The organism is Chitinimonas sp. JJ19 (genome assembly GCF_036961565.1).
GTDB lineage: Bacteria > Pseudomonadota > Gammaproteobacteria > Burkholderiales > Chitinimonadaceae > Chitinimonas.
The window spans coordinates 43,120-67,019 of sequence record NZ_JBAMDD010000003.1; the positions used below are offsets into that span (position 1 = coordinate 43,120).

Here is a 23,900-nt window from a genome sequence, read left to right on the forward strand (position 1 = left end):
GCTGCACGCTTGTTGTTAGTCAAGAGGAGTACCCAGAACGCCACGGTCAGCCGTGGCGTTTTGCTGGGTAGGTGGGGCGACTGTGTCGGCCACTGGCCATCAGGTGTACCGGGCTTGCGCTACATGGGCTAGTCTATTGTCTGGCTGTCCCTTATTGCTGGCGCCTTCTGACATGTACAAGCTGATCCCCCTGCCGTCACTTGCTGCCGGTTTCATTACCGTATTGGTGGGCTATACCAGCTCGGCGGCGATTATCTTCCAGGCGGCCCGGGCGGCTGGTGCCACCCCGGCTGAACTGGCTTCCTGGTTGATGGTGCTGGGTTTTGCCATGGGGCTGACCTGCATAGGTCTGTCCTTACGCTACCGCATTCCTGTTTCTACCGCCTGGTCCACGCCGGGTGCCGCCTTGCTGACTACCAGCCTGGCAGGCTACGGCATGGGTGAGGCCATTGGTGCGTTTGTCTTCTCGGCGGCCTTGATTACGTTGTGCGGTATCACGGGCTGGTTTGAACGGGCGATGAAATACATTCCGCTCTCCATTGCGGCGGCCATGTTGGCAGGGGTGTTGCTGAAATTCGGCATCAATGCCTTTACCGCCATGCAGGGGCAGTTCTGGATAGTGCTGCCCATGTTCCTGGCATATCTGTTGTTCAAGCGTTTTCTGCCCCGCTATGCCGTGGTGGCCGTGCTGCTGGTGGGGAGCTTGCTGGCTGCCTGGTTCGGCCTGATCAAGCTGGATGGGGTGAGCTTTGCCTTTGCCGCGCCAGTCTGGACCACACCGCAGTTCAGCTGGACTGCCATGATGGGCATAGGCCTGCCGCTGTTTATCGTGACCATGGCCTCGCAGAACATCCCCGGTGTTGCCGTGCTACGCTCCTCTGGCTACGAGCCCCCGGTTTCGGCCCTGGTGGGCTGGACAGGCTTCACCAACCTGCTGCTGGCGCCGTTCGGCTGTTTTGCCCTCAACCTGGCGGCCATCACTGCCGCCATCTGTGCCGGCAAGGAGGCGCACGAGGACCCTGCACAGCGTTATCGCGCCAGCGTGGCTGCTGGTGGCTTCTACCTGCTGCTGGGTTTGCTGGGGGGCTCGGTCGGGGCCTTGTTTGCGGCCTTCCCCACGGAGTTGGTCTTGGCCATTGCCGGCATTGCCTTGTTCGGGGCGCTCTCCAGCGGACTGGCCTTGGCCATGCGCGAGGACAATCAGCGTGAGCCCGCCTTGATCACTTTTCTGGTGACGGCATCGGGCGTCAGCCTGGGCGGTATAGGCTCTGCTTTCTGGGGCTTGGTGGCTGGCGTGCTGGCATTGGTGGTACTGAATCTGCGGGCTGCCAAGCCCAAGGTGGCCTGATGGCTGCATGGCTGGGACGGCTGCTGGGTTTGTTGTTCTGCCTGGGTGTAACGGGCTGTGCCAGCGTGGCGTTTGTTGGCCAGGCGGCAACCGGGCAGGCCGAGGTCATGAGTAAAGCCAGAGCCATAGACGAGGTACTGGCCGACCCGGCGACCACGCCTGAGACGGCGAACAAGCTGAGGCTGGCGCAACGGTTGCGTGAGTTCGCCATACGCGAGCTGAAGCTGCCCGATAATGCCAGCTACACCCGCTATGCTGATCTGGGCCGGCCCTATGCGCTGTGGAACATCGTCAGCACACCGCCGCTGTCGCTCAAACCCCAGGAAAGCTGCTTTCCTATTGCCGGTTGCCTGAGCTATAGGGGCTATTACAGCGAGGCCGAAGCCCAGCAATATGCAGAATCACGCAAGGCCCTGGGCGAGGATGTATTCCTTTACGGTGTTCCGGCTTATTCCACCCTGGGCTGGTTTTCGGACCCGCTGCTTAATACCACCCTACGCTACGACAAGGCTGTGCTTGCCAGGCTGATCTTTCACGAACTGGCCCATCAGCAGCTGTATATCAAGGACGACAGTGGTTTCAACGAGGCCTTCGCCACGGCCGTGGAGCTGGAGGGCTACGAGCGTTGGCTGGCACTGGAGGGCGATGCCGCAGCGCGTGAGGCTTATCCCAGGGCGGAGCAGCGGCGGCAGGCCTTCAGGCGGCTGATGGAGCAGGGCAGGGCGTTGCTGGAGGCTGTCTATACCAGCGAGCAGGCCGATGACGCCAAGCGTGCTGCCAAAGTCGAGATACAGGCTGAGCTGGAGCGCGGCTACCAAGCGCTGAAGGCGGAGTGGGGAGGCTATCTGGGCTATGACGCTTGGTTCCAGCCCCATCCCAACAATGCCCATATGGCGTCTCTGGCGACCTACCACGAGAAGGTACCGGCATTTCGGGCTTTGTTCAGGCAGTTGGGGGGCGATTTTTCGGCGTTTTATCTGGCGGTGCGCCAGTTGGCAGAAAAAAATCGGGCCGCCCGCGATGAAGCGCTGGCGGCCCTGAGAAGCGCTGCTGTCATAGGGGAGACGCAGCACGGAGCAACAACACCGTCCACAGCAGCGCCCTGAGCGTATGGTCAACATCAGGACGCTGCCCACCCCCCATGCCCTCGGGGAGAGGAGGAAGGGGGAGGGCACAAGAGGGCTTTCTGTCCCGGAACAGCCATCCTGTTGCGAACCCATTCATCATGCTGCGCTGCGGCAAGCCTAGCCATTGGCGGTTTCGGCATTCGGGAAAGCCGCAGTGCGGGGCTTTCCCTGGCACCCGCGCAGCCTGTTACAACCATCGATGACTTGCGTCCACCAACAGGCGCTCAGTCGTCCACGGTGGCGCAACGCCAGGCCATGGCCAGCAGGGCAAGCAGCAGCAGGCCTAGCACGTCAATCAGTCGAATACGCAGGCTCGGCTGGCGCGGTGGCGCGGCAATCAGTGGCTCAGCCAGCATGGCGGGTACCTGCTTGGGCCAGCACCGGCGAATCTGGCTGGGTAGGGGCGGCGGGCCGGGGGTCGGACACCAGTGCGTAGGTAAACAGCACGGTGACGGCGATGGTCAGCAGCGGCTCGGCAAAAAAGGTAGACGGTTTCGGATGGCGCGGTGAGTAAGGCATGGTCAGCTCTGTGAGGTGATTTGTGCGTTGCAGCATAAGTGGCGTTTGTTACGTCTGATCGAAATCGGCATGACAGACGTGTTTCTGTGCTGGCCGTGACCCTGTGCCAGTTGACTGGTTTTAGCCCGCTGCAGGCCGCGCCACGGTTAGAATGCCGGCTATTCAAGTAGCGGAGCAGCGAGATGAAATGCCCGTTCTGTGGCTCGGCCGATACCCAAGTGGTCGATACCCGCCTTTCGGAAGAAGGCGATAGCATCAGGCGACGGCGCAAATGTGCCGGGTGCGACAAGCGCTTTACCACTTTCGAGACGGCCGAGGTCAGGCCGCCACAAGTGGTTAAGGCCAATGGCAGCCGTGCCGACTACGACAGCAACAAGGTGAGGGTGAGCTTTCACCGTGCCCTGCATAAGCGGCCAGTGCCTACCCAACTGGTGGATGAAGCCATAGCCCGGATAGACCAGAAAGTGCTGTCGCTGGGCGAGCGCGAGGTGGAGTCACGGCGTATAGGCGAGATGGTGATGGCCGAACTGGCCAAGCTGGACAAGGTGGCGTATATCCGCTTTGCCTCGGTTTACCGCAGCTTCCAGGATGTGGATGACTTCCGCGACTTGATACGAGAGGTGAGCAAGAAATGAAGTTAAGCCGCCAAGATCTGACGCATGCCGAGACACAGGGCGTACTGCAGGCAGGCCAGGCAGATGCCTTGTGGCAGTTCCTGACCCAAGCCAATCCGGACGACCATGCGCAGTTCCGGTTTGCCCACGTGCTGTATTACCTGGGTGGTGCAATCGCCATCGCGGCCATGAGCCTGTTCATGACCGTGGGCTACGCCACCTGGGGGCCGGTTTCGCTGACGGTTTTCGCCCTTGCCTATGGTTTTCTGGCCTGGCGCCTGGGTGTCTGGTTTCTGGAGTCAAAGCAGCTGCGCATCCCCGCTGGCATCCTGCTGACGCTGAGCATTGTGCTGGTTCCCCTGGCGGTTTACGGCGTGGAGGCTGCCATGGGCCACTGGGACGATGGTGGCCAATACAGTGATTTCCATGTCTGGATAGACTGGCGCTGGCTGATCATGGAGCTGGCCACGCTGGTCGCCGCTGCCGTCATGCTGTGGCGCTACAGGCTGCCGTTCATGACCATGCCCGTGGCTGTCACTCTCTGGTATATGAGCATGGACGTGGCGGCCTGGATCGCCATGGGTCTGGCCAATTCAGACGACTATAGCGGCTATTACGCATCGGTGTGGGACCTGCGCAAGTTTGTCTCGCTCGGGTTTGGCTTGCTGATGCTGGCCTTGGCGCTGGTGATAGACCTGCGTACCCGGATGTTGAAGCAAGATTATGCGTTCTGGCTCTATCTGTTCGGGCTGCTGGCCTTCTGGGGGGCGCTGTCAGCCATGGATTCGGGCAGCCAGTTCGGCAAGCTTATCTATTGCGGCATCAATCTGGGCCTGATCTTTGTCGGCGCAGTGCTGTCGCGCCGTGCCTTTGCCGTTTTCGGCGGGTTGGGTGTGGCGGGTTATCTGGGCTATCTGGCCTACGATGTCTTTGAGGATAGCCTGCTGTTTGCCTTTACCTTGAGCCTGATCGGTTTGGCCATTGTGTTCGCTGGGGTGTGGTGGAACAAGCATGGCGCTGCGCTGGGTAGCCGCTGGCGGCGCCGCATTTCTCCCCAGTTGGCGGAGCTGATCGAGGCACGGCAGGCATGAGTTTCAGTGCAGCTGACCACGGTTTTATGGCGCAGGCCTTGCGGGTGGCGGAGGGGGGGCGGAGCATCACCACGCCCAATCCCAGCGTGGGCTGCGTGCTGGTGCGTGATGGCAGGCTGATCGGCCAGGGCCACACCCAGATTGCCGGTGGCCCGCACGCCGAGGTCATGGCCTTGCGTGATGCGATCGCCAGGGGCGAGACCCCGGTGGGCGCCACGGCTTATGTCACCCTTGAGCCCTGTGCCCATTATGGCCGCACGCCACCTTGCGCCAAGGGCCTGATCGAGGCGGGTGTTGCCAGGGTAGTGGCTGCCCTGGTTGACCCGCATACCTTGGTGGCTGGCAAGGGCTTGGCCATGCTGCGAGAGGCAGGTATTGCGGCCGAAGTTGGCCTGATGGCGCCGGAGGCACGCGAGTCGCTGAAGGGGTTTTTGTCCCGCATTGAGCGGCAGCGGCCTTGGTTGCGGCTAAAACTGGCAGCCAGCCTGGATGGCAAGACAGCACTGGCCAACGGCGAATCGCAATGGATTACCGGGCCGGCGGCCAGGGCGGATGTGCAAAGGCTGCGTGCCCGCTCCTGCGCCATGTTGACCGGTAGCGGTACGGTATTGAAGGACGACCCACTGCTGACGGTGCGTGAGCTGGATGGACTTGCCTGGGATGGCCGGCAGCCGCTACGCGTGGTGCTCGATAGCCGCGCCCAGCTACCGATCAATGCCCGCATGTTGACAGCGCCGGGCAAGACGCTGGTGATTACCGCCGATGCGCCGTCCAGCCATGCCGATGCCTTGCGGGAAGCCGGGGCCGAGGTGGTGGCGCTGCCGGATGGTGCCGGGCGGGTTGATTTAGCAGCTACGCTGGCCTTGCTGGGGCAGCGCGGGATGAATGAGGTGACGGTGGAATCGGGTGGGCGCTTGAATGGCGCCTGGCTGCAAAGCGGCCTGGTGGATGAACTGGTGCTGTATCAGGCGCCTGTCCTGCTGGGGAGTGCCGCTGCCCATATGGCAGATTTCAGTCTGGCACGACTGGCCGACAAGTTGGCGCCAAGGCTGGTGGATAGCCGCCAGGTGGGGCCAGATATGCGCTACACCCTGCGCTTTGATTGAGGAGCGTGCTGCATGCGCATCGCCATTGTTACGTTTGACGGTTTCAACGAGCTGGACTCATTTATTGCGCTGGGTATGCTCAATCGCCTGCGTGGGCTGGGTTGGCAGGCGGAGATTGCAGGGTCGGCGCCGCAACTGACTTCCATGAATGGCGTCGGCATCAGCAGCCAACAGCCGCTGGAGTTTGCCAACGAAGCCGAGGTGGTGCTGTTTGGTAGTGGTATCAAGACCCGGGAGGTCGCTGCCGATGCAGCCACCTTGGCCAGGTTGAAGCTGGACCCAGCGCGGCAGCTGATCGGCGCCCAGTGCTCGGGCACCTTGTTGATGGCTCGCCTGGGTCTCTTGAGCAGCTTGCCGGCCTGTACGGATTTGATCACCAAACCCTGGGTGCAGGAGGCCGGTGTCCAGGTGGTGGACGCACCTTTCCATGCGGAAGGCAATCTGGCGACTGCAGGGGGCTGCCTGGCCTCGCAGTACCTGGCCAGTTGGGTGATGCTGCGACTGGCTGGCGAGGCCGCAGCAAAGGAGGCGCTGCACTATGTGGCGCCGGTAGGCGAGAAGGATAGCTATGCGGCTCGACTGCTGAGCGTGGTGCGGCCTTTTGTGACGCAGCCGCAAGGAACAACGATTTGAGCCACCCCCCGATAATACGCCCACGCAAATTACGCCGTGGCGATCGCATTGCGGTCGTGGCATCGTCCTGGGGTGGGCCGGCAACCTGCCCCGAGCGCTATGAGCAGGGCAAGCGGCAACTGGCTGCGGCATTTGGCCTGGACGTGGTGGAAATGCCGCATGCGCTGAAGCCGGCCAACTGGCTGGCGCGCAATCCCCAGGCGCGGGCCGATGATCTGATGCAGGCTTTTGCCGACCCTGCCATCGCCGGCATCATTTCCGCCATCGGTGGCGAGGATTCGATACGGCTGCTGCGACATCTGGATTTCGAGGCGATACGCAAGCACCCCAAGGTGTATATGGGCTACTCCGACAGCACGGTCAGCCATCTGGCCTGCTACAAGGCGGGCCTGGGCAGCTTTTACGGCCCCAGCATCATGTCCGGTTTTGCGGAAAACGGCGGGCTGCATGATTACCTGCGTCTGTCGGTGCAGCGCCTGTTGTTTGAAGATGGCCCAGCAGGGGAGATACGCCCCAACCCGGACGGCTGGGTGGTAGAGCAGTATGACTGGTCTGATGTGGCCAGCCTGACCCGGCCGCGTCCGCTTAACGCCCCCTTGCCGTGGCGCTACCTGCGTGGGCAGGGGGTGGTGCGGGGCCATCTGCTGGGCGGCTGCCTGGAGGTGCTGGACATGCTGCGCGGTAGTCGCTGCTGGCCCTCGCTGGCGCAGTGGCAGGGTGCCATTCTGTTCCTGGAAACTTCTGAAGATGCACCAGCCCCCAGCATGCTGCGCTACTTTCTGCGCAATCTGGCTGAGCAAGGCGTGCTGCAGGGCTTGCAGGGCATATTGCTGGGGCGTCCGGGCGGCAAGCTGGCGCCCAGCCGCTTTGTCGAATACGACGAGGCCCTGTTGCAGGTGCTGGATGAGGAGGGGCTGACAGAACTGGCCGTGGTGACTCATATGGATTTTGGCCATACTGATCCCATGTGTGTGTTGCCCTATGGTGTGATGGTCGAGATAGACTGTGATGCCCAGCGTATCAGCCTGGTGGAGTCGGCAACCCTGCCATGAGCTTCCAGGACCACTTCTCGAACCAGTCTGCCGCCTACGCACAGTTCCGGCCCCACTACCCGGCCAGCCTGTTTACTTGGCTGGCCCAGGTGGTGCACAACACCGGGCTGGCCTGGGACGTCGCCACCGGCAATGGACAGGCGGCGCTGGCACTGGCAGAGCACTTCCAGCAGGTTGTTGCGACCGAACCCTCAGCCGGGCAGCTTGCAAATGCACCCTCCCACCCCCATATCGTCTACCGGCAGGAGGCAGCCGAACGCAGTTCGCTGGCCGCCGGCAGCGCGGACTTGATCACGGTGGCGCAGGCGCTGCATTGGTTTGATCTGGACGCCTTCATGGCCGAGGCCGATCGTGTGCTCAAGCCCGGTGGCGTGCTGGCTATCTGGTGTTATGAGGTGTTCGCCACCGAGCCTGCCATCGATGCCATCGTGGCCGACTACTATCACCATGTGGTTGGGGCGTATTGGCCACCAGAACGGCGTTGGCTGGAACAGGGCTATGCCAGCTTGGCCATGCCTTACCCCCGGTTACCTGTACCTGAACTGAATATGGTGTTGATGTGGACCTTGGATGCACTGATCGGATATCTGGGCACCTGGTCGGCTACCCAGCGCTATAAAGAAGATAAACAGCATGACCCCCTGCCGGCGTTGCGCAAGCAGCTTGCGCCGCTCTGGGGGGATGCGCCCAGGCGTGTGAGCTGGCCATTGCGGCTGCATGCCTGCCAAAAACCGGCATGACGCATGCGTCGGCGCCCTCTATCGAGAAAGGATAGCCATGTTCACTGGCATCATTGAAGCCACCGGCAAGATTGCCACCGTACAACCGCTGGAAGGCGAAGGCCTGCGTGTGATGGTGGTCAGCGAGCACCTGGACCTGCGTGACGTTGCCATAGGCGACAGCATCGCGGTCAACGGCGGCTGTATGACGGTGATTGCCAAGACGGAGCACAGCTTCAAGTACGATATCTCGGCCGAATCGCTACGTTGCACGGTAGGATTGGAAGACCCTGGCCGCGAGGTGAATCTGGAGAAGGCGCTGCGGCTGGGTGATCGCCTTGGCGGGCACCTGGTGTCCGGCCATGTAGATGGCCTGGGTGAGGTGCTCAAGTTTGTCGAGGTGGGTGAGAGCTGGCAACTGGTGGTACAGGCGGACAAGTCGCTGGCCAAATTCATTGCCATCAAGGGCTCGGTGGTGATCAATGGCGTGTCGTTGACCACCAATCAGGTCAAGGACGTCAACGATCGCTGCATCTTCTCGGTCAACCTGATACCCCATACGGTGGCAGTCACCTCGCTCAAGCACCTGAAGGCCGGTGACAAGGTCAATCTGGAGATAGACCTGATCGCCCGCTATCTTGAGCGCATGCTGCCCGAAACCGATCCGTTTGAAGCGCTGAAAAAGCGCAAGGGTTGAGCCGCTGGCTTACCCGCTTCCCTTTGAATTCTGAAAGTACCCGTTACATGTCCATTGCCATTTCTCCCATACCCGACCTGATTGCCGAGCTGGCTGCCGGCCGCATGATCATCCTGATGGATGACGAGGACCGCGAGAATGAGGGGGATCTCGTCATGGCGGCCGAGCATGTCACCCCGGAGGCCATCAACTTCATGGCCAAGCACGCGCGTGGCCTGATCTGCCTGACCCTGACCGAGCAGCGCTGCCGGCAGTTGGAGCTGCCCTTGATGGTGACCAAGAATGGCGCCTCGCATGGCACCAATTTCACGCTCAGCATTGAGGCCGCCGAAGGGGTGAGTACCGGCATCTCTGCCGCAGACCGTGCACGGACGGTGCGGGCTGCCGTGGCACGCGATGCCAGGCCGTCTGATATCGTCCAGCCTGGCCATATTTTTCCGCTGATGGCGCGCGAGGGCGGGGTGCTGGCGCGTGCGGGCCACACCGAGGCAGGTTGCGACCTGGCGCGCATGGCGGGCTGCCTGCCGGCATCGGTGATCTGCGAAGTCATGAATGACGACGGCACCATGGCACGCTTGCCCGAGCTGCTACCCTTTGCTGCCCAGCATGGGCTCAAGATAGGCACCATCGCTGATCTCATCCAGTATCGTAGCCGTACCGAATCGCTGGTGGAGCGTGCTGGCGAGCGCATGGTGCAGACGCCAGCGGGTGAGTTCAAGCTGGTGGCATTCCGGGAGCAGGGTTGCACCAGTACCCATCTGGCCTTGGTCAAGGGCGATTTCACGGCCAGCGATGAAGTGCTGGTACGGGTGCATGAGCCACTGAGCGTGATGGACTGGATGGACGCAGGCCAGACCCGCCATAGCTGGGGCATCTATCAAAGCCTGGCCGCGATCAGCGAGGCGGGCCGTGGGGTGGCAGTACTACTGCATCGCGAAGAAAGCGGTGAGGATCTGCTGGCCCGTGCCTTGCCGGAATTGAAACTCAACAACCCCACCAAATGGGATCTACGCACATATGGCGTAGGTGCCCAGATGCTCAAGTCCTTGGGCGTGGGCAAGATGCGCCTGCTGTCTCCCGCCCGCAAGATGCCCAGTATGGCCGGCTTTGGCTTGGAAGTGACGGGCTTTGTCGAGCCTTGATTCGTAAGGCTTTTTGACCGCCATGGCGGCTTGGTGCTAAGATATACGGCTGTATATACGAAATACGGAGCACGCCATGAGCCAGGTCTCGCTACGCAAGGTCGGTTCCAGCTTTGTTACCACCATACCCGCCGAGCTGGTCAGCAGCCTGCATCTGGCGGAGGGGCAAAAGTTCGAGATCACCAGCGAGAATGGACGCTTGCTGTTGACGCCGGTGGATGAGGCCTTTTCCGAGGGCTGGCGTGCCTATCAGGAGGTGCTGGAGCAGTATCGCCCGGCCTTCCAGAAACTGGCCGACCTTTGATGGTGGTGCGTTTTCTGCCTGAGTCGCTGGTGCTATTGATGCACGAAGACCAGATACGCGCCTTTGGCGGCATGCAGGGCATCAGGGATATTGAACTGATGCGCTCGGCGCTGGGCCAGGCACAGCAGACCCATGAGTACACCGGCGACCTGTTCGAGGCCGCGGCAGCCTACGCGCATTCGCTGGCGAAGAACCATCCCTTTCTGGATGGCAACAAGCGCACCGCTGCTGCCACCATGACCACCTTTCTGGTACAGAACGGTTGGCGGCTCTGCTTCAGCCAGGTGGATCTGGTGGACTGGATAGTACGTATTGCTGTCAGCGAGCTGGATAGACCGGCACTGGCAGCCTTGTTGCGACAACATACTGAATTGAAAGCATGAACATGGCCCGTTTTGAATCCATACCGGAAATCGAATCCAACTTTGACGGCAAGGGCTTGCGCATCGGCATCGTCACCGCCCGTTTCAACAACGATGTGTGTGGCGGCCTGTTGCTGGCCTGTCGCGACGAACTCAAACGCCTGGGTGTGCAGGATGCCGACGTGCTGCTGACCAGTGTGCCGGGTGCCCTGGAAGTGCCCCTGGTACTACAGACCATGGCCAAGTCTGGCCGTTTTGATGCCCTGATCGCCCTGGGTGCCATCATTCGCGGCGAGACCTACCATTTTGAACTGGTCTCCAATGAATCGGGCTCGGGTGTGACCCAGGTAGGCCTGGACTTTGGCATTCCCATCGCCAATGCCATCCTGACCACTGAGAACGACGACCAGGCACTGGTGCGTATGCAGGAAAAGGGTAGCGATGCGGCCAAGGTGGCCGTGGAGATGGCCCGCTTGCAGGCAGCGTTGCGCGAGCGCTTCAAGATGTAAAGGCCTTGCTGCCTGACGTGTAGCGAGTAGGCAGTAAGTACTAAGCCGGCTGCGGGCGAGCCCCAGCCGTCAAGAAACCCCCAAGAGCGCGGCTTGCAAGCCGCGCCTGCTCTTTGAACAGGACACACCATGAGCCAAGCTGAACAACCCCAAGAAGCCAAGAAGACCCCGCAGAAATCCTCTCGCCGTCGCTCGCGTGAGTTTGCCGTACAGGGGCTGTACCAGTGGCAGCTTACTGGCGACGGCGTGGCCAATATCGAGCGTTTCCTGCGCGATAGCAGTACCAGCTTTGTCCGGGCCGATGAGACCCTGTTCCGCGAGCTGTTCTACAACGCCCTGCGCGATGCCGAGGCACTGAAGACGGCCCTGGCACCCCATCTGGACCGTGATGAAATCGATGTCAGCCCGGTGGAGCGGGCTGTGCTGCTGGTGGCCGCATTCGAGTTGATCCACAAGCCGGAAACCCCCTACGCGGTGGTGATCAATGAGGCCATCGAGATAGCCAAGACCTTTGGCGGTACCGACGGTCATCGCTTTGTTAACGGCGTGCTGGACAAGCTGGCCGCCGAAGTGCGCACTGCTGAGGTTGAAGCTGGCCGTAACCGCCGTCGCTGATACGGATAGTGCTTGGCCATGCGCTTCGATATCTTTGGCAGATACCAGCTGGAAATACGCCGTGTCGGTACTGAGTGGGTGGCCTATCGCCCAGGTGCCGGCACCTTGCTGGCCCTGCCTGATTTTGTGATTCCGCCTGAGCTGACGGAAGCGCAGCTTGCGGGTTATCTCTACGACCTGCTGCACGAGTTGAGCGAGCCCGGCCGCAGTCTGCGCCGGGTAGACTGACGCTTCATCATGCCCCTCGATGAATTTGATCTGATACAGCGTTACTTCACTCGGCCGGTTGGCAACACCGTACTGGGCGTGGGGGATGATGCTGCGCTGATCGCGCCGACACCGGGCATGCAGCTGGCAGTCTCCGCCGATACGTTGGTGGAGGGACGCCATTTCTTTGCCGGCTGCGATGCTGAGGCGCTGGGCTGGAAGTGCCTGGCCGTCAATCTGTCGGACATGGCGGCCATGGGTGCCCGGCCGCGCTGGTTTACGCTGTGCCTGAGCCTGCCCCAGGCTGACCCGGACTGGCTGGCGGCGTTTTCGCGCGGCATGTTTGCCTTGGCCGACGAGCACGACGTGGCCTTGATCGGGGGGGATACGACAGCTGGCCCCTTGACCATCTCCATCCAGATCATGGGCGAAGTCGCGCCCGGCTTGGCGCTGCGGCGCGATGCGGGCCAGGTGGGTGACGATATCTGGCTTTCAGGTTGTACCGGTGCTGCCGCCATGGCGGTGGCGCAGCGCTATGGCAAGCTCCAGCTGGGGGCGAGCGATCTTGCCTATTGTGCGGAGCGGCTGGACAAGCCGCAGCCCAGGGTGGCACTGGGCTTGGCCCTTTCAGGGCTCGCCCATGCTGCCATTGATGTGTCCGATGGCTTATTGGCCGATCTCGGGCATATTGCAGCCCGCTCGCAGTTGGCGGCGGAACTGCGGCTGATGTCGTTGCCGCTACCGCCGCTGAGCGACGAGGCCATGGCCCTGCCTGCGTTGGATCGCTGCCTGCTGGCTGGCGGTGACGATTACGAGCTGTGCTTTACCGCCGCGCCTGCTGTGCGTGCACAGATTGAGCAACTGGCAACAGCGCTGGCGCTGCGCTTGAGCCATATTGGTCAACTGAAGGCAGGGCAGGGCGTGACGGTGCTGGACGCCAACGATCAGCCTGTTAGGCTGCCTTACACCGGCTTCAACCATTTCGCCTGACTTATGCCCGCACAGCGCCAACCCGATATCAAACTGCTGTTGTCTCACCCTGCGCACTTTCTCGCCTTGGGCTTTGGTAGTGGTCTTGCCCCCAAAGCGCCGGGGACATTTGGGTCGCTGGCTGCGATCCCGCTGTATCTGTTGCTGGCCCAGGTGCTGTTGCCATGGCATATCGCCCTGCTGGCTATTCCCTTGTTTGTGCTGGGTATCTGGGCGTGCGGCAAAACCGGGCAGGCGCTGGGTGTGTCGGATCACGGCGGCATAGTCTGGGATGAAATCGTGGCAATGCTGCCCTTGCTGGCCATGGTGCCGCAGACGCTGTTGGGTTGGAGTGCCGCGTTCCTGCTGTTCCGCCTGTTCGATATCAGCAAGCCCTGGCCTATCAGCTGGTTTGACGCACGCATCAAAGGCGGCTTCGGTGTCATGCTCGACGACGCGCTGGCGGCGCTGCCGGCAGCCGGCCTGCTTTATCTGCTGTATCCCTGGCTGTCCTAGCTTGCGCATCGATCATGCTGTGAGCCTGGTGGAGTCGGGTCATGGCAGCATGGCCTGAGCCAGCGGGTTTTTCGCATGCCAGGCAAGCTCATTCTGTTTTTTTGATCAAACTACTCAGATCATTCCGCTATCAGCAAGCCAGTTCAAGACATAGCATGGCAATTGTTCATTCAGACTTTTGCAAGGAGTTACCATGCTTACGCTACGTCGCAGTGCAGACCGGGGTTATGCCGACCACGGCTGGCTGAAGTCCTTTCATAGTTTTTCCTTCGCCGATTACTACGACCCCAAGCACATGGGCTTCGGCCCCTTGCGCGTCATCAACGAGGACAGGGTTGCGCCTGGCGCGGGATTCGGTACCCATGGCCATCGTGATATGGAAATCATCAGCTATGTGCTGGAAGGGGGCCTGGAGCACCGGGACAGCATGGGCAATGGCTCGGTCATTCGGCCGGGTGATGTACAGCGCATGAGTGCTGGCAAGGGGGTCATGCACTCCGAGTACAACGGCTCGGTGGATCACAGTGTGCATTTTCTGCAGATATGGATTATGCCCAGTGTGACCGGTGTTACACCGGGCTACGAGGAGAAGCATTTTGATGCAGCCAAGAAGCGGGGTCGGCTGTGCCTGATTGCCAGTCCAGGCGGGGATGAAGGTTCGGTGTCCGTGCATCAGGATACACGGCTGTATGCGGGCTTGTTCGATGCCGAGGAGCAGGCTGCGTTGACCATCGCCCCTGGCCGCCTGGCCTATGTACACCTGGCGCGGGGCAGCCTGCAGGTGAACGGGCAAGCGCTTGGAGCGGGCGATGCCTTGCTGCTGCAAGGCGAACCCCTTGTTACCTTGGCGCAGGGGCAGGGTGCTGAAGTGCTGGTGTTTGACATGTTGGCTTGAGCGAACGCCCAGGAACCGCCATGCTCGCGCCAGGGGCGCTATGGAAGCTGCGGGTTTTGCCGGCCCGCGAGTACGCCGGCTAGTGGAAACAAAGTACAGGAGAGAAAAGATGACCGTCGTAGCAAGCAAGGCCGAGCAAGGCCATTATCTGACGCAGTTGGTAGCAGACCAGGCCCGCTGGCTGGCCGATGCGGACGGCGCGCAAGGCGAGGGGGCTGCACCCGACCCCCACCAGTTGCTGGATGCGGCTTTGGCCGCATGTACGGCCATTACCGTGCGTATGTACGCTGAGCGCAAGGGCATGGCACTGCAGGACGTGGTGGTGACCATACGCCACAAGGAAGAGGGCGGTGTTTACCAGATGGAGCGGCAGTTGCAGTTTGTCGGCGACCTGACCGAGCAGGAGCGTGCCAGACTGACTGAGATAGCCGGTAAGTGTCCGGTACACAAGACGCTATCTGGTCGGTTCGAGATCACGACCCAGGCGCAATGACGGCGGCAAAGGAGAAGGCGATGAGTGCACGCATACTGGTTTTTGCCGGCAGTGCCCGGCGGGCCTCGCTTAACAAGCGCTTGGCTGCGGTCCTGTCGGCATCGATTGTTACGGCAGGTGGCGAGGCCACCTTGATTGATCTGGCCGATTATGAAATGCCGCTGTATCACGGTGATTGGGAGGCGGATAACGGTGCCCCGGAGTCCGCCAGGCGATTGAACGCGTTGCTGGCGCAACACGATGGCTTGGCACTGGCTTCGCCGGAGAACAATGCGTCGGTTTCGGCCCTGATGAAAAACACGCTGGATTGGCTATCGCGCATCGATGGCGGTGCTACGCTGCAAGGCAAGGCTGCCTTGCTGACGGCTGCCTCGCCTGGGGCGCTGGGTGGCTTGCGCGGTTTGAGCCATCTGCGTGACATCCTGCATACCCTGGGCGTGACCACCTTGCCGCAAACACTGGCGGTCAGCCGCGCGCATGAGGCGTTTGCGGAGGATGGCAGCCTGGTCAACGAGCGGCAGCGCGGGCAGCTTGATCAACTGGCTACTCGTTTGATCCAACTGACCTTGGCACTCAAGGGCTGATGGCACTTTCCGGCTTGGGCATGGTCTATAACGCAGACGGAAGAGCCTGTTCACGATCTTTTCGCCTCGGCGTTCCGGGCAGTGCCGGATAGCGGACAAGGCGCAAGCCGCGCCGCGGTACCGGTACCGCAAGCGGCTTGTAACGCCGGTCGCTACCGGCAATGCCCGGAACCGAACCGGAACCCGTAGGGCTGGACCGGAAAAGGGTCATGTACTGCGTTGGACTCCTTGGTAATAACCGGTTATTGCCTGCGTCGCCCGCCTGGTACCTAACCCTTTTCCGGTCCTGCGACGGGGTGAAAAGATCGTGAAGAGGCTCTAAGGACGAAGACCGGCCGTGATCGGGCGCTTCGCCTGGAGAGTGTTCTGTACTGGGAGATACATCATGCGTCGTCTGACTTGTGTGTGGCTGGCGGGGGCCTTGTTGCTGTCCGCCTGCGCCACGCTACCGCCGCAGGTTTCGGTGGATGAGGCACTCAAGCTGAGCCGTGATGGCGTCAGTGCCGATGCCATCATCGCCATGATGCGGGAGAGCCGATCCAGCTACCAGCTGACGGCCAGCGATATCGTCCGCCTGAGCAAGCAGGGACTGCCTGATCCGGTGCTGGACTATATGCAGCAGACCCAGCTGGATGAGGTGCGCAAGCAGGAGCGCATGAACGACTGGGCCAGCCGCCCACCGGTCTTCTGGCATGCGTGGATACGCTGGCGCTAGGGTAGCTAGGGAATAGAACCCATGAGCTGAACCAGGCTGCAGCTATCTGCTGCAGTCTCTGGTAAAGGCATGGACAGGCCGCCCAGGAGGGCGGCCTTGCCGTTTTCAGGTACGGAAGCGCTGTACCAGTGATTCTAGTTCGGCTGCTAGGCTGGCAATCTGCTGGCTGGTGTTGGAGGCCTGTTGGAGCGCGACATCATTCTGGGCGATGGCTGAGGTGATCTGTTCCACATTGTTGGCCATCAGGTTGGAGGCTTCGGATTGCTCGCGGGTGGCGATGGCGATATCACGCATGCCCATGGCGGTGATGCGTGTCGTATCTGCGATACCAGCTATTTGCTCGGCTGCACTGCGTGAGCGTGCCACGCCGGCTTCGACCTGACCAAGTGTCGTACCTATGCCGCTGACGGCCGTATCCGTCTCCTGCTGGATGCTGCTGATGGTCTGGCTGATCTCCAGCGTGGCGGCGGCGGTGCGCTCTGCCAGCTTGCTTACCTCGTCGGCCACCACGGCAAAACCGCGCCCCTGTTCACCAGCGCGGGCGGCCTCGATGGCGGCATTGAGTGCCAGCAGATTGGTCTGCTCGGCTACTTCGCGTATGGTGGCGACCACACTGCTGACGGCCTGGGCACGTTGTGCCAGTTGCGCCATGGTCGAGGCCTGCTGCCTGACGGCCTGATCCACCTTGCCTATCTCGGCGGCCGTCTGCTTTACCTCTTCCACCGCACTCAATGCATCGCGCTCGGCTTGTTCGCTGGTCTTGCCGGCATCGCTGGCATTCTGCGCAATCAGGCTGATGCTGGTGGACATTTCTTCCAGTGAGGCGGCCGACGACGCCGCAGCCGAAGATTGCTGCGCCGAGCTGTCTGATATGTGCCGGGTATGTCCCGCCAGCTCGTTGATACGACCATTGAGATCGACGGCGTTGTCTTTTACCGCCCGCACGATATCGGCAAGGCTGTCTATAAAGCGGTTGAAGGCCTGTGAGGTTTGGCCAATCTCGTCCTGGCTGGCTACCTGCAGGCGCCGGGTCAAATCAGCCTCGCCACCCGCCAGTTCACGCATGGCATCGCGCAGACGCGCCAGCGGTTGGGCCACCTTGCCGATGGCGATACCCAGCACGATGGCCAGCAAGGCCAACGCCACCGCACCGATGGCGATATTGACCAGCAGCATATGGTTGGTCGGAGCCATGATACGGGCAATCGGGATATTGACTGCCAGCACCCATTGGGTGGCGCTGCTACCGATGGCGACGGGCACCAGGAAACGTACGTAGTCATCCTGTTCCACCACCACTGCCTTGCCGCTGCGGGCGGCCTCAAAGGCGTCCTTGGGAATTTCCTTTGGGTCGAAGGGCTTGTTGATGCGGCCGGCATCGGGGTGGCTGGCATACACGCCGGCATGGCTGATCAGGCTAAGAAAGCCGGTTTCATAGGGTTTCTGGGCATTCAGGGTGGCTTGCAGGTCGCGCATGGGTACGTCAGAGCCGATGACGCCGATAAACTGGCCATCGGCCAGCACGGGCGCCACGTAAGACATCATCAGTACATTGGTGTCGGGATCCAGGTAGGGCTCTACCGCTGTATCACGCTTGGTGTTCTTGGGTTCGACGTAATAGGGCTGGCCATAGTAGTCCACATCCCATTTTTGCTGTTCCTCCGGCGTCATCTCCTTGTCGGCATGGTCGTACTCGAAGAATTTGGTGGCCGCAGGCTGCTTGGCATCAGGCCGCAACAGCCAGGGGGCATAGGCACCGCTGGCGTAATAGAGCTTGTTCTTGGTGTACTCGGCATCGCGCCCATCCAGGGCATTGGGCTCGAAAATCACCCACAGGTCGTAGAGCTTTTCCTGCCGCAGGAAGGTGGCCTCCAGCATGCCATCCATAATTTTGCGGTCTGGTGGGCCATGCTTCTTGAAACCGGCGAATACACCGGCCATATCGCGCGCCGTATTGGCTGGCGCACCAAACGCGGCACTGGCATAGCCAGCATAGTAATCCGCCAGGGAGCGGGCGCTGTCGTAGGCTTGCTGGCGCGACAGCGCGCGCGTCTGCAGTGATACCGCCGTCACAACGGCTGCCAGTGCAAGCGTGGCGCAGGCCAAGGCCACGATCAGTATCTTGGTGCGGAAGCTGAGTGCTGCGGACATAACCATCCTTTAAGCAAGGGTTAAATCGGTATAGCACTTGTACTGGGCTGCCACGCTACAAGGAGGGCTGGCGGGCAAGATATATTGTCGCCCGTGTTGACCTGGGTCAAAGCCGGTTCAAGGGAATGCGCAAATAGCGGTGGCCGTCAGCTTCTGCTGGGGGCATCTCGCCCGCCCGTATATTGATCTGCACCGATGGCAGCAGCAGGTTGGGCATGTCCAGAGTGCGGTCACGGGCCTCGCGCAGGGCGACGAATTCGTCCTGGCTGATGCCTTGGCGGATATGGATATTGGCGGCGCGCTGCTCGGCCACGGTGGTCTCCCACTGCACCTTGCGCGAGGCAGGTGGATAGTCGTGGCACATGAACAAACGGGTGCTGTCGGGCAGGGAGAGCAATCGCTGCGCGGATTGGTACAGCGTGGCTGCATTGCCGCCGGGAAAGTCGCACCGTGCGGTACCCAGATCCGGCATGAAGAGGGTATCGCCCACGAAAACGGCATCACCAACCAGATAGGCCATATCTGCCGGTGTATGGCCCGGTACGAAGAGGGCCTGGGCGGATAGTGTACCGATCTGGAATGTTTCGCCATCGCGGAACAGATGGTCGAACTGACTGCCATCGGCCTCGAAGCCGGACTCGAAATGGAATATGCCGGAAAAAATCGCCTGCACCTGCCGTATATGCTCACCAATGGCCACGGTGCCGCCGCATTGCTGCTTTAGATAGGCCGCTGCGGACAGATGGTCGGCATGGGCGTGGGTTTCCAGTATCCATTCCAGCCTCAGTTGCTGCGCGTGAAGAAACGCAATCAGTTGATCGGCATTGCGCGTGCTGGTGCGGCCTGCCTTGGGGTCGTAGTCCAATACGGGGTCGATGATGGCAGCGTGGCCGCCGCTATGGTCATACACCACGTAGCTGATAGTACCGGTGACGGGCTCATGGAAGGCTTGAATCTGGGCGCTGGCGGAACTCATGGGTATGCTCCTAATCAATATGCTTGAAAACATAATGTAAAAACGTATAATGTGTCAACTATCAGACGGTCACCAGAGGTAGAAACGATGACACCAGAACAGCTGGAAGGCTTGCGTGGCGCGGCAAGCCAAGCTGCCGCGCTGCTCAAGGCGCTGGCTAATGAAGACCGCTTGCTGCTGCTCTGCCAACTAGTGGAGGGTGAGCGAACCGTGTCCGAACTCGAATCCATGACCGGTATACGCCAGCCTACCTTGAGCCAGCAACTGGGCGTGCTTCGCAACGAGCAATTGGTCAGCACCCGGCGTGAAGGCAAATATATCTATTACAGCTTGGCCAGTACCGAAGTCAGCCGGGTGCTGGGTTTGATGTACGAACTGTACTGTCCGCCAAATCAGAAGGAGACTTCGCATGCAGCTTGATACCTTGCACTTCACACCGCTGGCTTCATTGTTTGGGGGCGTGCTGATAGGCCTGGCCGCAGGCGGTTTTGCCTTGCTGCTGGGGCGTATCATGGGCGTCTCCGGCATCGTGGGTGGGTTGTTGAGCCGAGGTGGCCAGGGCGACCGTGCCTGGCGCCTGAGCTTTATAGTGGGTCTGCTGGCGGCACCGCTAGTGTGGCAGCTCGGGTGGCGTCTCCCCGATATCCAGGTGGCTGCCGGCCCGGTCACTTTGGTGCTTGCTGGTCTGCTGGTCGGGTTCGGTACACGCCTGGGGTCGGGATGCACCAGCGGTCACGGCGTCTGCGGCCTGGCGCGAGGAACCCTGCGCTCACTGATTGCCACCATGACCTTTATGCTGGTCGCTGTGGTGACGGTGTACATCATGCGTCATGCACTGGGAGCTTGAGATGAAATCGTCACTGACTGCTGGCCTCTTGGGGCTCTTGTTTGGTTTGGGTTTATTGCTGGCGGGGATGGCAAACCCGGCAAAGGTATCTGGCTTTCTGGATATTGCCGGGCTTTGGGATCCCAGCCTTGCCCTGGTGATGGTCGGCGGGATTTGTGCAGCGACCGGATTGCTGGCCTGGGCTGGGCATCGACAGCGCAGCCTGCTGGGCTTGCCCATGCAATTGCCCAAGCCCGGCAAGCCGGATGCGCGCCTGCTGCTGGGTGCCGCCTTGTTTGGGCTGGGCTGGGGGCTGGCCGGTATTTGCCCTGGGCCGGCATTGCTGGGCCTGGCAACCGGTGAGGCGGCTTTTGTGCCATTTGTACTCGCCATGCTGGCCGGTATGGGCTTATACAATCTGCTGCCCCCACCTCGCTCCTGAGTGCCGCCATGCCTGATTGGCTTAGACATTATCGCCGTGGCGATCTCCCGCACGATCTGCTGGCCAGCCTGACGCTGTTGGTGCTGTTGATTCCGCAGGGGCTGGCCTACGCCCTGTTGGCCGGCTTGCCACCACAGGCGGGCTTGTACGCCAGCATCGTACCGGTGGTGGTGTATGCCTTGCTGGGCTCCAGTGCCACCTTATCGGTCGGGCCTGCTGCCTTGCCCTCGCTGATGACCGCTACCGCCTTGGCGGGCATGGCTGCACCGGGCAGTGCCGCCTGGATGGCGCTGGCGGGTATGGTTGCACTGCTGTCGGGTGTCTTGCGCATGGGCCTGGCCTGGCTGCGTTTCGGCTTTATCGCCAACTTTCTGTCGCACTCGGTGGTGGGGGGCTTTGTCAGTGGCTCGGCGCTGTTGATCGTACTGAGCCAGCTGCCACAACTGCTGGGCATCAGCGCCCATGGCGCTACGGCCTGGCAGATTGCCACCGAACTGGTGCGGGCATTGCCACAGACCAATCTGCACGCACTGATGCTGTCCGGGGCGGCGCTAGTCTTGTTGCTGGCTGGCCGGCGCTGGATCAAGCCCGGCCTGCAGAAGCTGGGTCTGAGTGCACAGGCGGCCGATCTGTGGGGCAAGGCTTTTCCCATCGTGGTGGTGGTGGCAGGTGCCGTTGCCAGTAGCCTGCTGGCCTTGCCGGTGCGCTCGGTGGGTGTGCTGCCGGCCGGGTTACCGCCATTGGCCTGGCCCGCCATGGATATCGCCACTGCAGGAGCCATCGTGCCGGCCATACTGGCCATTGCCCTGGTAGGTTTTGTCGATAGCTATTCGATTGCCCAGTCCCTTGCACTCAAGCGCCGCGAAAGTGTGGACCCAAATCGGGAGCTGCTGGCGCTGGGTGCCGCCAATACGGCGGCAGGACTGACTGGGGGTTTCCCTGTTTCTGCCAGTTTTGGCCGCTCTGCTGCCAATGAACTGGCAGGCGCCCGTACCCAGTTGGCGGGGGTGCTGACTGCGGCCTGGATAGCCCTGATATTGCTGGTATTTACCGATTTGTTCGCCAGCATGCCGCTGGCTGTATTGTCGGCCACCATCGTGGTCGCCGTCTCGCAGATGATTGATCTGTCCATCTTTAGGCTGGCATGGCGCTACGACAGGCGGGATGCCTTAGTCTATCTGGCAACCTTGGTTGGGGTGCTGGTGCTGGGGGTGGTCGATGCCATCCTGCTGGGCGTCGGGCTGTCGCTGGCGCTGTTTATCTGGCGCACCAGCCAACCCCACCTGGCTGTGCTGGGACGGGTGGCTGGGACGGAACATTACCGCAATGTGCTGCGCTACGAAGTCGATACCGAACCCGAGATACTGGCGGTGCGGATAGACGAAAGCCTGTACTTTGCCAATATCCGCTTCGTGCGGGCCGGTCTGGTGACCATGCTGGGGCAGCGACCCAAAACACGGGAGCTATTACTGGTGCTGTCGGCCGTCAATGCCATCGATGTTTCGGCGCTGCAAGGTTTGCGTGAATTGAACCGGGTATTGCTGGAGCAGGGGGTGAGGCTGCATTTTGCGGTGGTGAAGGGGCCGGTGATGGACCAGCTCAAGCAGAGCGGTTTTCTCGACGAGCTGTCCGGGCAGGTGCATCTGTCCACCCATGCGGCCATGCAGGCACTCAAGGCCAGCCATGGCCAGGACTATGTCATCTAGCTTTGATGGCTGTGCCCGCTTGTACGTGTTGGTGATAGCTTTATTGCTATCGTTATGTGAGAAACGTTTGATTTTTTCTTGTTGTGGCAGGGGGCTATGATAGGGCCATCGACTTAAGCGCAGTAGCACCTAGGAGCCCATCATGGCCAAGACCGCGACATTTGCCCTTACCCACTTTGGGGTGGCCTTCAGTGTGGCCTATATGCTGACTGGCAGCATAGGTATCAGCAGCACGCTGGCCTTGGTGGAGCCCGCCGTGAATACCGTAGCCTACTACTTTCACGAGAAAGCCTGGCTGCGGTTTGGCCGAGGGCCGGATGCTGCCAAGCCAGTGCAGCACTTCGGCCATGCTCATGCGGGGTAGATGGCACCCAGTACCCTGGGGCCTGCTGCACCCGTCACGGCAGGCAGGTTGCCCGGCAGCCCAGCCAGGCATTGCTTAGCCAGCCAGGCAAAGGCCACGGCTTCAACCCAGTCGGGGTGCAGACCCAATACCTCGGTGCTATCCAATCTGCGCGGGGCCAGCAAGTCAGCCAGCCGGCGCATCAGCAGGCTGTTGCGTGCGCCGCCGCCGCATACATAGACCTCACTGGCTTGCGCAGCGTGCCGGCTGATTTCATCAGCGATGCTGCGCGCTGTGAATTCCAGCAGGCTGGCCTGTACATCTTGTGGCGGAATGGCCGGCAGTTGCGCCAGGATGGCATCCAGCCAGCGTAGATGGAACAGATCTCGCCCGGTACTCTTGGGTGGATGCTGGGCCAGATAAGGCTGGGCCAGCAGGGCCGCGAGCAAATCGTCATTGACTGCGCCCGTGGCGGCCCAGCCGCCATCGGCATCATAGGCCCAGCCCTGGTGGCGGGTCGTCCAACCATCCATCAGCACATTGCCGGGGCCGGTATCCCAACCGCGTACTTCACCGTGGCTGGGTAGATCGGTCACATTGCCGATACCGCCTATGTTGATGATGGCACGATGCGCGGCAGCGCCAAACAAGCCACGATGGAAGGCGGGCACCAACGGTGCACCCTGGCCCCCGGCGGCGACGTCGCGGCTGCGGAAATCACTGACCACCGTAATGCCGGTCTGCTCCGCCAGTCGCGCTGCATTGCCTATTTGCAGCGTATAGGCCAGCTCGGGCCTATGTCGTATGGTCTGGCCATGCATGCCGATGGCGCGTACCTGCACGGGCGCGACATCGGCCTGGGCCAGGGTATCGGTGATCGCGGCGGCATAGGCATCTGCCAGGGCATTGGCTGCCAGCGCGGCCTGGTGTAGTTCATCCGTCTGCGGGCTTTGCAGGGCCAGCAACTCAGTACGCAGGGCAGGTGTGAACGGCTGCAGCGTGGCATGCAGCAGGCGGGGGGCGGTGTCCGCATAGTCCACCAAGGCACAGTCAATACCATCCAGGCTGGTGCCGGACATCAGGCCGATATAGAGCTGGGGAGTGGGCATGGCGCTTGGAGGCGAAGTCGGGAGGGCAATAGCCTACCAGTCTGGGCGCCTGTTCAGGATCTTTTCCCGACAGGTGCGAAGGCGAAAAAACTTTGAACAGGCTTTTCGATCCTGCGCCAGGTTTACTCCC

The 23,900-nt window shown here is 61.3% G+C and carries 31 protein-coding genes; 26 read left to right on the top strand and 5 right to left on the bottom strand.

Translation table 11 applies throughout. The features are described 5' to 3' along the window. Positions 1-172: 172 nt before the first annotated feature. On the top strand, positions 173-1,348 hold the full coding sequence (locus tag V7714_RS04690; RefSeq protein WP_335708675.1) for a benzoate/H(+) symporter BenE family transporter: 1,176 nt from the start codon (positions 173-175) through the stop codon (positions 1,346-1,348). Next, positions 1,348-2,454 (top strand): aminopeptidase, encoded by a 1,107-nt coding sequence (locus V7714_RS04695; RefSeq protein ID WP_335708676.1) that lies wholly within the window; start codon positions 1,348-1,350, stop codon positions 2,452-2,454. The genes V7714_RS04690 and V7714_RS04695 overlap by 1 nt, the downstream gene beginning before the upstream one ends. A 245-nt stretch (positions 2,455-2,699) precedes the next feature. On the opposite strand, the gene V7714_RS04700 is transcribed toward V7714_RS04695, so the two are convergent. Both V7714_RS04700 and V7714_RS04705 read right to left on the bottom strand, forming a co-directional pair. After that, complete coding sequence (locus V7714_RS04700) at positions 2,700-2,831, bottom strand: hypothetical protein (RefSeq protein WP_335708677.1); 132 nt, start codon at positions 2,829-2,831, stop codon at positions 2,700-2,702. After that, on the bottom strand, positions 2,821-3,030 hold the full coding sequence (locus V7714_RS04705) for a hypothetical protein (RefSeq protein ID WP_335708678.1): 210 nt from the start codon (positions 3,028-3,030) through the stop codon (positions 2,821-2,823). Before V7714_RS04705 ends, V7714_RS04700 begins: the two co-directional genes overlap by 11 nt. A 146-nt stretch (positions 3,031-3,176) precedes the next feature. On the opposite strand from V7714_RS04705, the gene nrdR reads away from it, so the two are divergent. From nrdR to V7714_RS04800, 19 genes are all read left to right on the top strand, one after another. Further along, entirely contained in the window at positions 3,177-3,629 is a 453-nt protein-coding gene (nrdR, locus tag V7714_RS04710; protein ID WP_335708679.1) for a transcriptional regulator NrdR, read from the top strand. Next, positions 3,626-4,699, top strand: coding sequence for a DUF2157 domain-containing protein (locus V7714_RS04715; protein ID WP_335708680.1), 1,074 nt, complete (start codon positions 3,626-3,628; stop codon positions 4,697-4,699). Before nrdR ends, V7714_RS04715 begins: the two co-directional genes overlap by 4 nt. Continuing rightward, positions 4,696-5,805, top strand: a complete 1,110-nt coding sequence (ribD, locus tag V7714_RS04720; RefSeq protein WP_335708681.1) for a bifunctional diaminohydroxyphosphoribosylaminopyrimidine deaminase/5-amino-6-(5-phosphoribosylamino)uracil reductase RibD — start codon at positions 4,696-4,698, stop codon at positions 5,803-5,805. The genes V7714_RS04715 and ribD overlap by 4 nt, the downstream gene beginning before the upstream one ends. A 12-nt stretch (positions 5,806-5,817) precedes the next feature. Beyond that, positions 5,818-6,438: a DJ-1/PfpI family protein gene (locus V7714_RS04725; RefSeq protein WP_335708682.1), complete on the top strand. Its 621-nt coding sequence runs from the start codon at positions 5,818-5,820 to the stop codon at positions 6,436-6,438. Then, positions 6,435-7,490: a S66 family peptidase gene (locus tag V7714_RS04730; RefSeq protein WP_335708683.1), complete on the top strand. Its 1,056-nt coding sequence runs from the start codon at positions 6,435-6,437 to the stop codon at positions 7,488-7,490. The genes V7714_RS04725 and V7714_RS04730 overlap by 4 nt, the downstream gene beginning before the upstream one ends. Further along, complete coding sequence (locus V7714_RS04735) at positions 7,487-8,230, top strand: class I SAM-dependent methyltransferase (RefSeq protein ID WP_335708684.1); 744 nt, start codon at positions 7,487-7,489, stop codon at positions 8,228-8,230. Before V7714_RS04730 ends, V7714_RS04735 begins: the two co-directional genes overlap by 4 nt. Positions 8,231-8,267: 37 nt before the next feature. Beyond that, on the top strand, positions 8,268-8,906 hold the full coding sequence (locus V7714_RS04740; protein ID WP_335708685.1) for a riboflavin synthase: 639 nt from the start codon (positions 8,268-8,270) through the stop codon (positions 8,904-8,906). A 47-nt stretch (positions 8,907-8,953) separates the two neighbouring features. Continuing rightward, positions 8,954-10,048, top strand: a complete 1,095-nt coding sequence (gene ribBA / locus V7714_RS04745) for a bifunctional 3,4-dihydroxy-2-butanone-4-phosphate synthase/GTP cyclohydrolase II (protein ID WP_308447555.1) — start codon at positions 8,954-8,956, stop codon at positions 10,046-10,048. Positions 10,049-10,124: 76 nt separating this feature from the next. Then, entirely contained in the window at positions 10,125-10,352 is a 228-nt protein-coding gene (locus tag V7714_RS04750) for an AbrB/MazE/SpoVT family DNA-binding domain-containing protein (RefSeq protein ID WP_284196307.1), read from the top strand. Next, on the top strand, positions 10,352-10,735 hold the full coding sequence (locus tag V7714_RS04755) for a type II toxin-antitoxin system death-on-curing family toxin (protein ID WP_335708686.1): 384 nt from the start codon (positions 10,352-10,354) through the stop codon (positions 10,733-10,735). The genes V7714_RS04750 and V7714_RS04755 overlap by 1 nt, the downstream gene beginning before the upstream one ends. Beyond that, positions 10,732-11,223: a 6,7-dimethyl-8-ribityllumazine synthase gene (gene ribH / locus V7714_RS04760; RefSeq protein WP_442890483.1), complete on the top strand. Its 492-nt coding sequence runs from the start codon at positions 10,732-10,734 to the stop codon at positions 11,221-11,223. The genes V7714_RS04755 and ribH overlap by 4 nt, the downstream gene beginning before the upstream one ends. A gap of 129 nt (positions 11,224-11,352) precedes the next feature. Then, positions 11,353-11,838 (top strand): transcription antitermination factor NusB, encoded by a 486-nt coding sequence (gene nusB / locus V7714_RS04765; RefSeq protein WP_284196304.1) that lies wholly within the window; start codon positions 11,353-11,355, stop codon positions 11,836-11,838. A gap of 18 nt (positions 11,839-11,856) precedes the next feature. Beyond that, a complete protein-coding gene (locus V7714_RS04770) occupies positions 11,857-12,066 on the top strand; it encodes a DUF7661 family protein (RefSeq protein WP_335708687.1) in 210 nt (69 codons plus the stop codon). Positions 12,067-12,075: 9 nt separating this feature from the next. Then, positions 12,076-13,035, top strand: a complete 960-nt coding sequence (gene thiL / locus V7714_RS04775) for a thiamine-phosphate kinase (protein ID WP_335708688.1) — start codon at positions 12,076-12,078, stop codon at positions 13,033-13,035. Between the two features lie 3 nt (positions 13,036-13,038). Beyond that, on the top strand, positions 13,039-13,530 hold the full coding sequence (locus tag V7714_RS04780; RefSeq protein ID WP_335708689.1) for a phosphatidylglycerophosphatase A family protein: 492 nt from the start codon (positions 13,039-13,041) through the stop codon (positions 13,528-13,530). Positions 13,531-13,723: 193 nt separating this feature from the next. Further along, a complete protein-coding gene (locus V7714_RS04785) occupies positions 13,724-14,425 on the top strand; it encodes a pirin family protein (RefSeq protein WP_335708690.1) in 702 nt (233 codons plus the stop codon). A gap of 109 nt (positions 14,426-14,534) precedes the next feature. Next, positions 14,535-14,918, top strand: coding sequence for an OsmC family protein (locus tag V7714_RS04790; RefSeq protein ID WP_335708691.1), 384 nt, complete (start codon positions 14,535-14,537; stop codon positions 14,916-14,918). A gap of 20 nt (positions 14,919-14,938) precedes the next feature. Further along, entirely contained in the window at positions 14,939-15,502 is a 564-nt protein-coding gene (locus V7714_RS04795) for an NADPH-dependent FMN reductase (protein ID WP_335708692.1), read from the top strand. Between the two features lie 385 nt (positions 15,503-15,887). Next, complete coding sequence (locus V7714_RS04800; RefSeq protein WP_335708693.1) at positions 15,888-16,217, top strand: hypothetical protein; 330 nt, start codon at positions 15,888-15,890, stop codon at positions 16,215-16,217. 105 nt (positions 16,218-16,322) lie between these two features. Here V7714_RS04800 and V7714_RS04805 read toward each other — a convergent pair whose 3' ends face one another. Both V7714_RS04805 and V7714_RS04810 read right to left on the bottom strand, forming a co-directional pair. Then, positions 16,323-18,368, bottom strand: a complete 2,046-nt coding sequence (locus V7714_RS04805; RefSeq protein ID WP_335708694.1) for a methyl-accepting chemotaxis protein — start codon at positions 18,366-18,368, stop codon at positions 16,323-16,325. 106 nt (positions 18,369-18,474) lie between these two features. Beyond that, positions 18,475-19,344 carry an MBL fold metallo-hydrolase gene (locus tag V7714_RS04810; RefSeq protein WP_335708695.1) on the bottom strand — a complete coding sequence of 290 codons (870 nt, stop codon included), beginning with the start codon at positions 19,342-19,344 and terminating at the stop codon, positions 18,475-18,477. Positions 19,345-19,431: 87 nt separating this feature from the next. On the opposite strand from V7714_RS04810, the gene V7714_RS04815 reads away from it, so the two are divergent. The 5 genes from V7714_RS04815 to V7714_RS04835 all read left to right on the top strand — a co-directional run bounded on the left by V7714_RS04815 (position 19,432) and on the right by V7714_RS04835 (position 22,682). Continuing rightward, a complete protein-coding gene (locus V7714_RS04815) occupies positions 19,432-19,764 on the top strand; it encodes an ArsR/SmtB family transcription factor (protein ID WP_335708696.1) in 333 nt (110 codons plus the stop codon). Beyond that, on the top strand, positions 19,754-20,191 hold the full coding sequence (locus V7714_RS04820; protein ID WP_335708697.1) for a YeeE/YedE family protein: 438 nt from the start codon (positions 19,754-19,756) through the stop codon (positions 20,189-20,191). Before V7714_RS04815 ends, V7714_RS04820 begins: the two co-directional genes overlap by 11 nt. Position 20,192: 1 nt before the next feature. Further along, complete coding sequence (locus V7714_RS04825; protein ID WP_335708698.1) at positions 20,193-20,612, top strand: DUF6691 family protein; 420 nt, start codon at positions 20,193-20,195, stop codon at positions 20,610-20,612. 8 nt (positions 20,613-20,620) lie between these two features. Next, positions 20,621-22,318 carry a SulP family inorganic anion transporter gene (locus V7714_RS04830; protein WP_335708699.1) on the top strand — a complete coding sequence of 566 codons (1,698 nt, stop codon included), beginning with the start codon at positions 20,621-20,623 and terminating at the stop codon, positions 22,316-22,318. A 142-nt stretch (positions 22,319-22,460) separates the two neighbouring features. Beyond that, positions 22,461-22,682, top strand: a complete 222-nt coding sequence (locus V7714_RS04835; RefSeq protein WP_290332861.1) for a DUF2061 domain-containing protein — start codon at positions 22,461-22,463, stop codon at positions 22,680-22,682. Here the strand turns inward: V7714_RS04835 and V7714_RS04840 are convergent. After that, positions 22,670-23,770: an anhydro-N-acetylmuramic acid kinase gene (locus V7714_RS04840; RefSeq protein WP_335708700.1), complete on the bottom strand. Its 1,101-nt coding sequence runs from the start codon at positions 23,768-23,770 to the stop codon at positions 22,670-22,672. The two genes, V7714_RS04835 and V7714_RS04840, sit on opposite strands and share 13 nt — an antisense overlap. Between the last annotated feature and the right edge of the window lie 130 nt (positions 23,771-23,900).